Raw genomic sequence first — 12,739 nt, forward strand, 5'->3', positions numbered from 1 at the left:
CCCATCCCGAACAGGACCGTGAAACAATTTTGCGCCGATGATAGTGCTGCAACCAGTGTGAAAGTAGGTTATCGTCAGGCTTGTTATATTAAAAAGCCCCACCAGCCCCAGCGCGCTCAAGATCGCGCTGGGCGCCGGTGGGGCTTTTTTTCGTTTGGGTTTTGTAGGATTTTAAACCAGAAGCAACCCCTGGAGTCAGACCCTCGTCGCCAAGGCGAGAAGGTCTAACCTCAGCCCTTGTCCTTGATTTAGCCGCGCTTCCTACTGCTGCTGGTACGTCACCGTCAAGGTGTAGCTCGCCGAGCTGTAGCCGTTTAGCAGCACATAGACGTCGCCGTTCTCCGTCATGTTGACGGTGCAGCTTTCCGTGCTGGTCGAGCCGTCGGATTTGCAGTCATAGGTGCTGGTGGTCGGCGCCGTGGTTTTACGCACGTACAGGTCGGCGTCGCCGGTTCCCGACAGTTCCGCCTTGAAACTGCCGCCCGCGCCCACTTTATAGGGGCCGTAGTTGCGTTTCTGGCCAGCGGTCAGGCTGCCGGTAAACGTTTCCACGCGCTGCCCAGGTGGCGTTACGGCCGGGCCGTCGCTACCCAATTCCACCGCGTACGCCGTTGCCATGCGCGCAAATTTCAATGCGTGCAGCGCCTGGTTGCCGGAGTTGGCATAGGTATCGTTGGCGGTGTGGATGTACGGGTTGTCCTGTGTAAACGCGGTTTCAAACGGCATCGACGCGTAATAGCCTTGCGCGGTCCATGAGGCGTGGTCCGAGCAGCCGTAGCCGCACTTGTCGTAGCCAATCGTCAGCGTCGGCAGGTAGGTGTTGATCAGCTTGACGACGAAGTTGTTTTGCAGGCTGTCGGTGTAGTCGGTATAGATGTAGATGTCGCTTGGTGAACCTTTGTAGTTGGTCATGTCCAGTTGCATCACGCCGACCACGTTGACGTTGTTGGCCCTAAAGTTCTGGGCGATCTCCTGGGAACCGCGCAGGCCCACTTCCTCCGCCGCGTAGGCGATCATTTTGATGGTGCGGCGCGGCTTGTAGTTGCTCGCGACCATGGCGCGCAAGGCCTCGGTCATGCTGGCCACGCCGGAGGCGTCGTCGTCGGCGCCCGGGGCCCGGGTGGTCTCGCCGGGGTTGCTGCCGCTGATCGAATCCAGATGGGCGCCCAGGACCACGACTTCCGACGCGTTGTCGGTGCCGTTGATCGTCAGGATCACCGATTTCTGCGGATAATTAGGGTGGGTGAATTGCGTGACGCTAATGTCGCTGCGGCCGGCTGCCATGCCGGCCCACTTGGTTTTGATCCAATTCGACGCGTTCACACCGCCTGTCGTGGTGTAGTAACGATTGGTGAAGGCCGACAGGTCGTTAATGGTTTGCGCGATATTGCTGTCTTGCAGCAGCGGCAGCATCGGCGTGACCAACGTCTGATTGTCGATCACGTAGGCGGGGCGGGTCAGCGCCGCCAGGCTGGTGGTGACCGGTTGGCTCAGGGCTTTCTTGCCGGCGCTCTCGCTGGCGTGGTACATGAAGCCGCCGCAGCGTTTGAGTTCATGGTGGATCGCCTCCGACAGGTTCAGCATCTGCTGCTCGTCGACTTCCACCAGATGGACTTTTTCGGTGCCGGCGAACTGGCTGCCGGGGACGTTGGTTTCGGTAATCCGGCTTTCCTTGGCAATGGCGCGCGGCGCGACTTTTTGCAACTGGGTATAGGCGGCGTCGCCAACCGTAATCCAGATTTTTTTCGAATCCGCCGCCATCGTCGCGCTGGAAAATAGTCCCGCCAGCAGCAAGGCGATGATTTTCGGCGCCATACCGGAACATGTTGCCTTATGCATTTGAATCTCCATCTTTTTTCCTTTTTTTTAAAGTGAGGGGGTGATTCCCCATTACAGAACGAACTTCCCGTCGATAGACAAAAATCCGCTCATCCCGACGCCAACACAGCCTGGGTGACTGCCTTGGTCTGGATTCAAAGGCTGGCTTGCGGCGCTCGACATTGCCAAGCCGGTATTCTTGAGAAAAAAGATTGTAGAAATATTATTGAGGAAAGTTTAGCACGACGAATCGTATGCGCGCCTGCTTGTGTTTTTATGCAACAAAAAGATTGACGCAGCTCATCACGCTGCGCAGTGGCCGCGAGAGCATGGGGGACGACATGACGGGGGGGGGGCGCGCGGTTGCGCGGCCTTGCTGTCCCGGCTGGGGGGGGGCGGGGTATTGGTGAGCACAACAGCTTGATTTGTGTCGCGTCACTATTGCTGTGCATCCAGACTATTGGGCTGTATTATGAGCCTAGATTTCCTTTCATTTTAAAAGGTGTTTCCATGTCAGCTGAAGCAAAAAAATATCGCTTGGTCACGCGTAGCGACTTCGATGGTTTGGTCTGCGCGGTGCTGTTGAAGCACCTGGACATGATCGAGGAGATCCTGTTTGTCCATCCCAAGGATATGCAGGACGGGAAAATTGCCGTCAGCGACAACGACATCACGACCAACCTGCCATTCGTCGCTGGCGTGCACTTGGCGTTCGACCACCATCTGTCGGAGACCCTGCGCAACAGCGGCGAGCGCGCCAACCACATCATCCATCCCGAGGCGCCGTCGGCGGCGCGCGTGGTCTTCGATTATTACGGCGGCGACAAGGCGTTCCCGGCGGCCTGGTCCGACATGATGGCCGCCGTCGACAAGGGCGACGCCGCCCAGTTCAACCGGCAAGAGGTGCTCGATCCGCACGCTTGGGACTTGCTCAATTTCCTGATGGACGCGCGCACCGGCCTGGGACGTTTCCGCGAATTCCGCATTTCGAATTATCAGTTGATGATGGACTTGATCAACTACTGCAAGAACCACACGATCACGCAAATCATGGCCCTGCCGGACGTCAAGGAGCGCATGGATTTGTATTTCGAGCACAGCGAAAAATGCAAGGAGCAGATCCGTCGTTGCTCCAGCATCCACGGCAATCTGGTGGTACTGGACCTGCGCAACGAAGAGGTGATATTTGCCGGCAACCGTTTCATCATATATGCGATGTTCCCGGAGACGAACATTTCGATCCATGTGCTGTGGGGCTTGAAGAACCAGAATACCGTGTTCGCCACCGGCAAGTCGATATTGAACCGCACGTCGCGCACCAATATCGGCGCGCTGATGCTGGAGTACGGCGGCGGCGGGCACGAGAACGCCGGCACCTGCCAGGTGCCCAACGAGAAGGCGGCGCAGGTGTTGGAAGAGTTGAGCGGGCGAATTACCCTGGAGGGTTAGTCCCGCCGCGGCATAAAAAAACGGCACAGTCTTCGCAGACTGTGCCGTTTTGCGTTGCAGCGGGCCGACTCAGTTCTCGGCTTGCAGTGCCGGCAGCGCGATCTGGTTGTCGACGCTGAACTGGTAGTCCTTGAACACGTGTTCGGCGCTGAGCAACTGGTAGTTGCCGCTGGCCAGCTTGTGCGTGGTGTCCTTCAGGCGGTAGGTGTAATGGCCGCAGGTCCAGCAGTTGAAGTTGCGCATGTGCGTGCACAGGCAAGTCTTGTCCATCACGACGATGTTTTTCTCGGTCGGATGGGCCGCCACTTCGCGGTTGTAGGCGTTGATGTAGGCGCAATTGCCGGTGGCGTCGAGCAGGTAGCCGTAGGATTCGCAACCCGGGCGGATGCCCGCGCCGATCGCCGGCGTGCTTTTGAGCATGCGCATCGGGTAGCCGGTCGGCGAGATGCCGTTGACGATAATGTCCTCTTCCTGCGCCTTCACGTATTCCTGCTTGACCTTGGCCGGCAGGCCGCACTCGTTGGTGATGGTGAAGCGGGTCGCCACCTGTACACCGGCCGCGCCCGCTTCCAGGAAGGACACCGCGTCGCTGCCGGTGAAGATGCCGCCGGCGGCGATCAGCGGAATGTCGAGTTGCTCGGTCTTCAGGTAAGCCAGCACTTCCTGCGTGATCGCATGCAGGTCGTAGTTGGCCCAGTCCATGCCGAAGCCCAAATGGCCGCCGGCCAGCGGGCCTTCGACGATGATGAAGTCGGGCAAACGGTCGAGCTTGGCGTTCTTGCGCAGGAAAATCTGCAGCGCGCGCACCGACGAGACGATGATGCCCAGCTTGGCGTCGCGGAAACGCGGATGGTCGGCGATCAGCGCGAACGAGCCGAAGTGCAAGCCGGCCGACAGCGTGATGCCGTCGATGCCGGCGTCGAGCGCCGCGTTCAGGCGCACGCGCAAGGTTTCGCGCGGGCCGTTCATGGTCAGCTTTTCCATGCAGTTGACGAAGATCAGGCCATCGCCATTTTTCGCTTCCATGGTCTTGCCGATGTGCAGGCGCTGCGCTTCGGCCAGGCGGCCCAGGTCGAACTGCACCACGGCCTTGTCGGTATTGTTGATATTGAATTTGTACAGCTTCGTCTTGTCTTTGACGAAAGTGGTATCGAAGCGGCGGTCGGAGACGTCCTCGACCATGGCGTCCGAGATATGGCCGATGCCGTTCAGCCGGGCCGCTTCCAGCGCCAGCTCCGAGGTTGAAATATCGACGCCCATGCCGCCAATCATGATGGGCACGTATTCTTTTTTGCCGAACTTCAGGCGGAAATCATCAACACGTTTCATTGCTATCCTTAGACTACCGTGGTTTATCACTGAGCCAGATGTGCACCGGCGCCCATTGCGGCGTGGATGCGGTATGGCACCGCCGCCGCGCACTTGGCGCACGAAGCCTTGTACAGCCTCAATTTTACCCTATGCGGGCAAGGCCTCCGCGGGGGGGGGGGGGGGGGGGGGGGGGGGGGGGGGGGGGGAGGGGGGGGGGGGGGGGGGGGGGTTGGTGTCACGTCAATCGCTCGTTTTTCTGCACTCCTCCCCCCCCCCCCCCCCCCCCCCCCCCCCCCCCCCCCCCCCCCCCCCCCCCCCCACTCCCCCCCCCCCCCCCCCCCCCCCCCCCCCCCCCCCCCCCTCCCCCTCCCCCCCCCCCCTCCCCCCCCCCCCCCCGGAGCCTGTTTAGTCGCGGAAATTGTTGAATTCCAGCGGCATGTCCGGCACGTCCTTGCGCAGCATCGCCATCGCCGCCTGCAGGTCGTCGCGCTTGGCGCCGGTGACGCGCACCGATTCACCCTGGATGCTCGCTTGCACCTTCATCTTGCTGTCCTTGATGACGCGGGTAATCTTCTTCGCGTCCTCGGTTTCGATGCCGTTCTTGATCTTGATGATTTGCTTGACCTTGTCGCCGCCGATTTTTTTGATATCGCCCTCGTCGAGGAAGCGCACGTCGACCTTGCGCTTGGTCAGCTTGTTGGTCAGCACGTCGCGCACCTGGCTGAGCTGGAAATCGGAGTCGGCGAAGGCGGTCAGTTCGTTTTCCTTGTGCTCGACGCGCGCGTCGCTGCCTTTGAAATCGAAGCGGGTCGAGATTTCCTTGTTGGCTTGCTCGACGGCGTTCTTGACTTCGATCATATCGGCTTCGGAGACTACATCAAATGACGGCATGGTCCATTCCTTTTCATTGTGGCGAGCGCGCACTTGCAGCGCGCCGGGCGGCGACCAAACTCCCGCGAGTGGCGCCGCCGCGTTAAAGATGCGACATTTTAACGGACAACGGCGGCGGCGCCCCGGTGCGGCACTGGTTTTTTGTTGGTTTGGCTCTATAATCGAACAAAAAAACCGGTATCCCATGCACCCCGACCTCGCCATCGAACACAACGTCCCGCTCAAAACCCTGAACAGCTTTGGCATTGATGCCCGCGCGCAATCTTTCCTGCGCGTCGAGTCGCTGGCCCAGTTGCGCGCCGCGCTGGCCGAGCCGGCGCTGGCGGCCATGCCGCGCCTGCTGCTGGGCGGCGGCAGCAACATCGTCCTCACCGGCGACTACGCCGGCCTGGTGCTGCACATGGCCACGCGCGGCATCGCCGTGGTCGGCGCCGACGCCGACGCCACCCTGGTGCGCGCGGCCGCCGGCGAAACCTGGCACGACTTCGTCCAGTGGACCTTGCAACGGGGCTTGGGCGGCTTGGAGAATTTGTCCCTGATTCCCGGCACCGTCGGCGCCGCGCCGATCCAGAACATCGGCGCCTACGGCGTCGAAATCAGGGACGTCTTCCACAGCCTGACCGTGTTTGACTGCGCCAGCGGGACAACGTTCGAGATGGACCGCGCCGCCTGCCGCTTCGGCTACCGCGACAGCGTGTTCAAGCAGGCCGGGGGTGGCGCTCTGGTGATCGTCGACGTCACGTTCGCCTTGCCGCCGCGCTGGCAGGCCAATTTGCGCTACGCCGAGCTGGCCCAGGCGGTGGCCGAGCAGGGCTGGGCGGCGCCGACGGCGCGCCAGGTCGCCGACACGGTGGTGGCGATCCGCCGGCGCAAGCTGCCCGATCCGGCCGTGATCGGCAACGCCGGCAGTTTTTTCAAGAACCCGGTGGTCTCGCGCGAGCAGTGCGCCGGCTTGCTGGCGAAGTTTCCGGCGCTGGTGCACCACGCGCAAAGCGACGGCAGCGAGAAGCTGGCGGCCGGCTGGCTGATCGACCAGTGCGGCTGGAAGGGCAGGAACCTGGGGCCGGCCGGCGTGTATCCGCAGCAGGCGCTGGTGCTGGTGAACAACGGCGGCGCCAGCGGCGCCGACATCATCCGGCTGGCGCAGGCGATCCAGCGCGACGTGCAGGCGCGCTACGGCGTGCTGCTGGCGCCGGAACCGGTGTTTGTGTGAGGGTATGAAAAAACCGGCGCTTGCCGGTTTTTTTGTCCGCGGCCAGCGGGCGGTGATGCGAACCACCGGCGAAGGCCGGGGTCAGACCCCGAGGGGCTGACCCGGTTGCGGCGCTCAGCCGAAGTGGCAGACGTAGTCCAGCGTTTCCAGCGTTTCGATGTCGAAGCGGCTCTCGCCCGGCACGTCGAATTGCTGTCCGCCTTGGTAGACGGTCCATTCGCTGGCGCCGGCCAGGCGCACCCGGCATTTGCCGGAGACGATTTCCATGGTTTCCGGCGCGCCGGTGTTGAAGCTCAGCGAGGAGGCGAAAATCACGCCGAGGGTTTTTTTGCTGCCGTCGGCGAACAACACCGTGTGCGAGACGCATTTGCCGTCGAAGTAGATATTGGATTGTTTGACGACGCTGACATTGTCCAGTTGTGTGCTCATGCTTGCGGGTTTCCTAAGGGGTAAGTGGGTCCGCCAGGTCGGCGGCGCTGTAGACGCGGTTGCGTCCGCCGCGCTTGGCGGCGTAAAGGGCCTGGTCGGCCCGTTCGATCAGTTGCGCCACGCCGCTCGCGGCCGACGGCACCATGCGCGCCACCCCGATCGACATGGTCACGACGCCGAACGGTTCGGCCTGTGGATTGTCCAGCCGGAGGGTTTCCAGCTGGCGGCGGCAAGCCTGGGCGACGCCTAGCGCGCCGGCCAGTTCGGTGTCGGGCAGGATCAGCGCGAACTCCTCGCCGCCGTAGCGCGCGGCCAGGTCGGCCGGGCGCTTCAAATGTTCGGTGAGCACCGCGGCGACCTTTTTCAGGCACAGGTCGCCCGCCAGGTGGCCGTAGTTGTCGTTGTAGAGCTTGAACGAGTCGATGTCGCACATCAGCAGGCTCAGCGGCACCTTGTCGCGCTGGCCGCGCTGCCATTCGGTGTGCAGCACCTCGTCGAAGCGGCGCCGGTTGGCGATGCCGGTCAGGCCGTCGAGCGCGGCCAGCTTTTGCAGCTCGATGTTGGCGTCGGCCAGGCTTTTCTGGCTCTCGCGCAGGAAGCGGAAGGCCTGGTCGCGCTGCAGCCGGCTGATGTGGGCGCCCGAGTGGTAGCGGATGCGCGCCAGCAGTTCGAGCTTGTCGGGCAGCTTGACGACGTAGTCGTTGGCGCCGACGGCGAAGCTGAGCGCCTTCATCTGCGGGTCTTCCTTGGACGACAGCACGATCACCGGCACGCTGGCCAGCGCCGGGTCGGCGCGGTACTGGCGGATCAGGTCGTGGCCGTCGATGGACGGCATCACCAGGTCTTGCAGGATCACCGTCGGTTGCAGCTGCAGCGCGGTGGACAGGGCCAGCGCCGCCTCGGTGACGAAGTGGAATTCGATGTCCTCGTGCTCGCGCAGCATGCGCCGTATCGCCTCGACGATGATCAACTGGTCGTCGACCAGCAGCACGCGCACCTTGAAGGCGGTCAGGTAGGCGTCGGGTTCGGCGTTGTTGCTGGTCTCGGACATCTGTTTTCTCTTTTTTGGAGTCTATTTGCTACCCACTTTGGCGCGCAACGCCGGCCCGATATGCTCGAGCGGCAAAATCACCTGCGCCGCGCCCAGCTCGGCCGCGGCGCGCGGCATGCCGTAGACGGCGCTGCTGGCCTGGTCCTGCGCCACGGTCCACTGGCCGGCCCGGCGCATCGCCAGCAAGCCGTCGCCGCCGTCGCGGCCCATGCCGGTGAGTAATATTCCGACGGCCTCGCCGCGCCAGTGCTGCGCCACGCAGTGGAAAAACACGTCCACCGACGGCCGATAGGCGTAGTCGCGCGGTGCTGCATCGTAACTCAGGCGGTAATTTTGATCCAGTACCAAATGGTCGTTGGTTTTGGCGACGTGCACCATGCTCCCGCTCAACTCGTCGCCATCGTCGATCGCCTTCACCGGCATCGCCAGCTGCTCGCCGAGCCAGTTGGCGAACACGCTGGCGAAGCTTTCGTCGATGTGTTGTACCACCACCACGGCGCAACCGGGCGGCGCCACCCAGCCGGCCAGCAGCCTGGCCAGCGCCGCCGGGCCGCCGGTGGAGGCGCCGATCGCCACCAGCGTCGATGGCGCGTTGTCGTTGCGCTCGGGCGGGCGCGGCCCGGCGCGCCCGTGCAGCGCGTCGCCGCCGCCGCTGTGGCGGATCAGCTTGCCGATGGTCTTGATCTTCGCCAGCAGCGGCGCGGCGCCGTCGGGGCCGCCGCGCAGCACCGGCGTGGCGGTGACGTCGAGCGCGCCGGCGCCGAGCGCGCGGAAGACCTGGTTGACGTTGTCCTGCGGCGCGCCGGTGACGACCAGGATCGCGCACGGGCACAGTTGCATGATCTGCCGGGTCGCCTCGACGCCGTCCAGCTCCGGCATGTTCAAGTCCATCAGGATCAGGTCGGGCCGGTTCTCCAGGCACATGCGCAGCGCCTCCAGGCCGGTGCGGGCGATCCACAGCACCTGGTGCTCGGCGGTGCTGGCGACCACCCGCCGCAGCGCCTCGGCGGCCATGCCGACGTCGTTGGCGATGGCGATTCTCACAGGCGCGCCTCGCCGATCAGGTCGGCCACCGCCTCAAGCAGGGTGGCGTCGTGGAAGCTGCCCTTGGTCAGGTAGTAGTCGGCGCCGGCGGCCAGGCCGCGGGCGCGGTCTTCCGGCCGGTCCTTGTAGGAGACGATCATTACCGGCAGCGCGTGCAGGTGCAGGTCCTTCTTGATCAGGCCGACCAGCTCGATGCCGTCCATGCGCGGCATGTCGACGTCGGTGATGACCAGGTCGTAGTCGCCGCTGCGCACCACGTTCCAGCCGTCGATGCCGTCGATGGCGATGTCGACGGCGAAGCCGCGCGCCTGCAGCAGCTTGCGCTCCATCTCGCGCACCGTCAACGAATCGTCGACGACGAGGATGCGCTTGACCTTGCGGCGCCCGTCCTGCTCGGCCTGGGCCAGCGGTTGCAGGCCGCCCTCGTGCAGCAGCTTCTCGATCGACAGCAGCAGGTCGGGCACGTCGAGGATCAGCACCGGCTCGCCGTCGTCGAGCAGGGCGGCGGCGGAGATGTCGCGCATCTTGCCGAAGATCGGGTCGAGCGCCTGCACCGCCAGGCTGGTCTCGCCGCGGATAGCGTCGACCACCAGCGCGTAGCGCCGCGCGCCGCCGCCCAGCACCACCACGGCCAGCTCGGCGGCGCCGGCCGGCGCCGCGCCCAGTTCCAGCACCTGGGCCGCCGAGACCAGTCCCAGGTGCTCGCCGCCGAGATCGAAGAACTGCTTGTTTTCAAGCGTGTGGATGGCCGCCTGCGGCACCCGCATCACCTTCTCGACCTTGACGATCGGCACCGCGTACGCCTCGCCGCCAACCTCGACCACCAGCGCGCGCACGATCGACTGCGTCAGCGGCAGCGTGATCAGGGCGCGGAAGCCCTGGCCCGGCGCCGACTCCAGCCGCACCGTGCCGTTTTGTTGGCGGATGGTTTCGTGGACGATGTCGAGGCCGACGCCGCGCCCGGACAACTGGTTGGGCGTGGCCTTCAGGCTGAAGGCCGGCAGGAACAGGAATTCCAGCAGCTCGGCCGGCGACAGCGCCGCCGCCATCGCCGCGCTGGCCATCTGCCGCTGGACGACGGTGGCGCGGATTCTCTCCAGGTCGACGCCGCGGCCGTCGTCGCTGATCTCGATGCTGAGCATGCCGGCGCGGTGGCGCGCCTCCATGCGGATGGTGCCCAGCGCCGGCTTGCCGGCGGCGGCGCGCTCGGCCGGCTCCTCCATGCCGTGGTCGAGGGCGTTGCGCAGCATGTGGTTGAGCGGGCTTTCGATGCGCGCCAGGATGTCGCGGTCGACCAGCGTGTCCTCGCCGTCGATGTCCAGGCGGGCCTCTTTGCCCAGGCTGCGCGCCAGGTCGCGCACCATGCGCGGGAAGGCGTGCACGCCGTCGCGGAACGGGCGCATGCGCAGCGCCAGCACCTCGTCGACCAAGCCCTGGGCCACCGTCAGCAGGCGCCGCTCGTAGTTTTCGACGTCGGCGATGTGCTCCATGACGAACTGCTTGAGCGGCGCGCTTTTCTGCAGCGCCAGCAGGGACTTCTCCTTGAGCGCGGCGTCGTTGCCGCGGGCGATGGCCTGGTGCAACTGCTCGACGACGCCGAACAGGCTGGCCTGGTTGCGCTTGAAGCGCTGCAGCGAGGCGATCAGCGGATGCATCTGGTGGGCGTTGATGCGCGACTCGCTGGCCAGCGACAGCAGGCGGTCGAAGTTCTGCGCCGGACCCTTGGGCGCGCTGCGCGCCGGCGCGGCGGCCTCGTCGGCGGCGGCCGGCGCCGCCTCGGGCTCGGACTCGGGCTCGGCATTGGACGGCAGCGGCGCCACCACCGGCTGGTAGGGCGCCGGCGGCGCCAGTTGCGCGCTCGGCGGCGCCGCCGGCGCCGCCTTCGGCAAGGCCGGCAGTTCGGGCAGCCCGGCGATGCCGGCGATGCCGCTCAGGGTGCGCTCGATCAGCGCCGCGTTCGCCAGCAACCAGGCTTCCGCGCCGGCGTCGTCCAGGCGGGCGATCTGCATGATCAGGTCGACCCCGGCCAGCAGCACGTCGATGCGCTCGGGCGTGAGGCGCAGCGTGCCGCGCTGGGCGGCGACGAAGGCGTCCTCCATCTGGTGCGCCAGTTGCACCACCGCGCCCAGGCCGACGATGGCGGCGGCGCCCTTGATCGAGTGCGCCGCCCGCATCATCGCCTCGACCGCGCCGGCGTCGCCGGCGTGGCGCTCCATCGCCAGCAAGCCGTCGGTCAAGATCTGCGTCTGGCCGTCGGCCTCCATGCGGAACAGGTCCAGCATGGAAAACTGGCTCAGGTCGTGCGGTTCCTGGTGGCTCATCGCAGTGCCCTCGCAAGTTGGTAGCCGATCAGCGCCGCGTCCAGGCAGCCGATGTGCATGTCGTCGTGCTCGATCACGCCGCTCAGGTAGCGCGACAAGCCCTTGTTGATGGTGGCGGCCGGCGCGCGCACGGCGGCGCCGGCGTAGCGCACGATGCCGTGCAGGTCGGCCACCGGCAGCGCGAAAGCTTGCGCCTCCCACTCCAGCAGCAGCAGGCGGGCGAAGGTGTGGCGGCCCTGCGCCGGCGGCCCGGCCTGGGCGTCGATGCCCAGCAGGCCGGCCAGCGACATGCACGGGTAGAGCTGGCCGCCGACGTTGACGACGCCGCACAGGGCGCGGTCGCCGCGGTGCGGCAGCGCGTGCGGCTTGGCCTGCGGCGCCACCGAGACGAACATCTTGGTGGGCAGGGCCAGCCATTCGCGGTCGACGCGGAACACCAGCGCCGAACTGTCCTTGAGCGCGCCGCTGTCGGCGCGGGTGCGGAAGTGGCTGGCCCATTCGCGCTTGTAGGCGGCGTCGACCGGGCGCTGCAAATTGCGCTGGGCGGCGTCGGCGTAGACTTCGCAGTTGCGGCAATGGACGTGCTGCGCCAGCTTGGGGCAGCTTTGGTCGCCGACCACGCCGATCTGCTTCCAGCAGTCGTCGATCAGCTGGGAGGGGGCGTCGAGGGTGCTCGTCATAATGGGCCTTTAGGATGCCTGGCGGCGTTGGTAGATGCGCGCCGCGCGGGCTTTGAACGCGGCCGCGGCGGCGCCGTTGCCGTTGTGCTCGGCCAGCAGCGCGAGGTGGCACAGCGCCTCGTAATGGTCGGGCTGCAGATAGACGCAGCGGCGCCAGTAGTCCTCGGCCAGCGCCATCTTGTCGGATTGCTCGTTGAGGATGCCGAGGATGAAATAGGCTTCGGCGGCGTCCGGTTGCCGGGCCAGGTGGGCGTGGCACAGTTCGCCGGCCTGTTGCGCCAGGCCGCGGTCGGCCAGGCTGCGGGCCTGTTCGAGCAGGTTGCCGGGGCCGGCCGGCAGCGGCGCCAACTTGGCTGGCGCCAGTGCCAAGGCCGGCTTGGCCAGGGCGGCCGGCGGCGTGCGCGGCGCCGGGGTGAAGGCCGGCCAGGCGGCGGCCGGCGCCGGCCAGGCGTGCTGAGGGGCCGCCAGCGGGGTCGCGGTCCGCTCTGTCAATTTCCTTCGTCCCCTTCAGAGTTTCTTTTTCCCCCCCCTG

General features: G+C 65.4%; 12 protein-coding genes. 3 read left to right on the top strand and 9 right to left on the bottom strand.

Going from position 1 to position 12,739, the window contains the following annotated elements; translation table 11 throughout:
• Nucleotides 1–261: 261 nt before the first annotated feature.
• Entirely contained in the window at nucleotides 262–1,839 is a 1,578-nt protein-coding gene (locus tag ACFDR9_RS24840; RefSeq protein ID WP_409032684.1) for a M20/M25/M40 family metallo-hydrolase, read from the bottom strand.
• A gap of 489 nt (nucleotides 1,840–2,328) precedes the next feature.
• On the opposite strand from ACFDR9_RS24840, the gene ACFDR9_RS24845 reads away from it, so the two are divergent.
• A complete protein-coding gene (locus ACFDR9_RS24845; protein WP_409032685.1) occupies nucleotides 2,329–3,267 on the top strand; it encodes an exopolyphosphatase in 939 nt (312 codons plus the stop codon).
• 69 nt (nucleotides 3,268–3,336) lie between these two features.
• On the opposite strand, the gene ACFDR9_RS24850 is transcribed toward ACFDR9_RS24845, so the two are convergent.
• Entirely contained in the window at nucleotides 3,337–4,596 is a 1,260-nt protein-coding gene (locus ACFDR9_RS24850; protein WP_409032686.1) for a nitronate monooxygenase, read from the bottom strand.
• Nucleotides 4,597–4,669: 73 nt separating this feature from the next.
• Here ACFDR9_RS24850 and ACFDR9_RS24855 point away from each other — a divergent pair, with 73 nt between their 5' ends.
• Nucleotides 4,670–4,987 (top strand): hypothetical protein, encoded by a 318-nt coding sequence (locus ACFDR9_RS24855; protein ID WP_409032687.1) that lies wholly within the window; start codon nucleotides 4,670–4,672, stop codon nucleotides 4,985–4,987.
• Here the strand turns inward: ACFDR9_RS24855 and ACFDR9_RS24860 are convergent.
• The gene (locus tag ACFDR9_RS24860) at nucleotides 4,984–5,469 is read right to left on the bottom strand and encodes a YajQ family cyclic di-GMP-binding protein (RefSeq protein WP_026132903.1); all 486 of its coding nucleotides are present in this window, start codon (nucleotides 5,467–5,469) and stop codon (nucleotides 4,984–4,986) included. The genes ACFDR9_RS24855 and ACFDR9_RS24860 overlap by 4 nt on opposite strands.
• A gap of 184 nt (nucleotides 5,470–5,653) precedes the next feature.
• Here ACFDR9_RS24860 and murB point away from each other — a divergent pair, with 184 nt between their 5' ends.
• A complete protein-coding gene (gene murB, locus ACFDR9_RS24865) occupies nucleotides 5,654–6,682 on the top strand; it encodes a UDP-N-acetylmuramate dehydrogenase (RefSeq protein ID WP_409032688.1) in 1,029 nt (342 codons plus the stop codon).
• 114 nt (nucleotides 6,683–6,796) lie between these two features.
• Here murB and ACFDR9_RS24870 read toward each other — a convergent pair whose 3' ends face one another.
• Genes ACFDR9_RS24870 through ACFDR9_RS24895 form a run of 6 tightly spaced genes read right to left on the bottom strand, consistent with a single transcriptional unit; the run spans nucleotide 6,797 to nucleotide 12,699 of the window.
• On the bottom strand, nucleotides 6,797–7,111 hold the full coding sequence (locus ACFDR9_RS24870) for a pyrimidine/purine nucleoside phosphorylase (RefSeq protein WP_409032689.1): 315 nt from the start codon (nucleotides 7,109–7,111) through the stop codon (nucleotides 6,797–6,799).
• 13 nt (nucleotides 7,112–7,124) lie between these two features.
• On the bottom strand, nucleotides 7,125–8,162 hold the full coding sequence (locus tag ACFDR9_RS24875) for a diguanylate cyclase (protein WP_017876815.1): 1,038 nt from the start codon (nucleotides 8,160–8,162) through the stop codon (nucleotides 7,125–7,127).
• Nucleotides 8,163–8,183: 21 nt separating this feature from the next.
• Nucleotides 8,184–9,206, bottom strand: coding sequence for a chemotaxis-specific protein-glutamate methyltransferase CheB (cheB, locus tag ACFDR9_RS24880; RefSeq protein ID WP_409032690.1), 1,023 nt, complete (start codon nucleotides 9,204–9,206; stop codon nucleotides 8,184–8,186).
• On the bottom strand, nucleotides 9,203–11,527 hold the full coding sequence (locus ACFDR9_RS24885; protein WP_409032691.1) for a hybrid sensor histidine kinase/response regulator: 2,325 nt from the start codon (nucleotides 11,525–11,527) through the stop codon (nucleotides 9,203–9,205). Before ACFDR9_RS24885 ends, cheB begins: the two co-directional genes overlap by 4 nt.
• Complete coding sequence (locus ACFDR9_RS24890; RefSeq protein WP_409032692.1) at nucleotides 11,524–12,207, bottom strand: chemotaxis protein CheW; 684 nt, start codon at nucleotides 12,205–12,207, stop codon at nucleotides 11,524–11,526. The genes ACFDR9_RS24885 and ACFDR9_RS24890 overlap by 4 nt, the downstream gene beginning before the upstream one ends.
• Before the next feature lie 9 nt (nucleotides 12,208–12,216).
• The gene (locus tag ACFDR9_RS24895) at nucleotides 12,217–12,699 is read right to left on the bottom strand and encodes a hypothetical protein (RefSeq protein ID WP_409032693.1); all 483 of its coding nucleotides are present in this window, start codon (nucleotides 12,697–12,699) and stop codon (nucleotides 12,217–12,219) included.
• Nucleotides 12,700–12,739: the final 40 nt, after the last annotated feature.

It is taken from the genome of Janthinobacterium sp. CG_23.3, from assembly GCF_046115965.1.
Classification (GTDB): domain Bacteria; phylum Pseudomonadota; class Gammaproteobacteria; order Burkholderiales; family Burkholderiaceae_D; genus Janthinobacterium.

What these genes read in the sequence shown, in the direction of transcription:
- ACFDR9_RS24840 (WP_409032684.1), bottom strand. Translation starts at nt 1,839, where the DNA reads ATGCATAAGGCAACATGTTCCGGTATGGCGCCGAAAATCATCGCCTTG.
- ACFDR9_RS24845 (WP_409032685.1), top strand. Translation starts at nt 2,329, where the DNA reads ATGTCAGCTGAAGCAAAAAAATATCGCTTGGTCACGCGTAGCGACTTC.
- ACFDR9_RS24850 (WP_409032686.1), bottom strand. Translation starts at nt 4,596, where the DNA reads ATGAAACGTGTTGATGATTTCCGCCTGAAGTTCGGCAAAAAAGAATAC.
- ACFDR9_RS24855 (WP_409032687.1), top strand. Translation starts at nt 4,670, where the DNA reads ATGGCACCGCCGCCGCGCACTTGGCGCACGAAGCCTTGTACAGCCTCA.
- ACFDR9_RS24860 (WP_026132903.1), bottom strand. Translation starts at nt 5,469, where the DNA reads ATGCCGTCATTTGATGTAGTCTCCGAAGCCGATATGATCGAAGTCAAG.
- murB (WP_409032688.1), top strand. Translation starts at nt 5,654, where the DNA reads ATGCACCCCGACCTCGCCATCGAACACAACGTCCCGCTCAAAACCCTG.
- ACFDR9_RS24870 (WP_409032689.1), bottom strand. Translation starts at nt 7,111, where the DNA reads ATGAGCACACAACTGGACAATGTCAGCGTCGTCAAACAATCCAATATC.
- ACFDR9_RS24875 (WP_017876815.1), bottom strand. Translation starts at nt 8,162, where the DNA reads ATGTCCGAGACCAGCAACAACGCCGAACCCGACGCCTACCTGACCGCC.
- ACFDR9_RS24885 (WP_409032691.1), bottom strand. Translation starts at nt 11,527, where the DNA reads ATGAGCCACCAGGAACCGCACGACCTGAGCCAGTTTTCCATGCTGGAC.
- ACFDR9_RS24890 (WP_409032692.1), bottom strand. Translation starts at nt 12,207, where the DNA reads ATGACGAGCACCCTCGACGCCCCCTCCCAGCTGATCGACGACTGCTGG.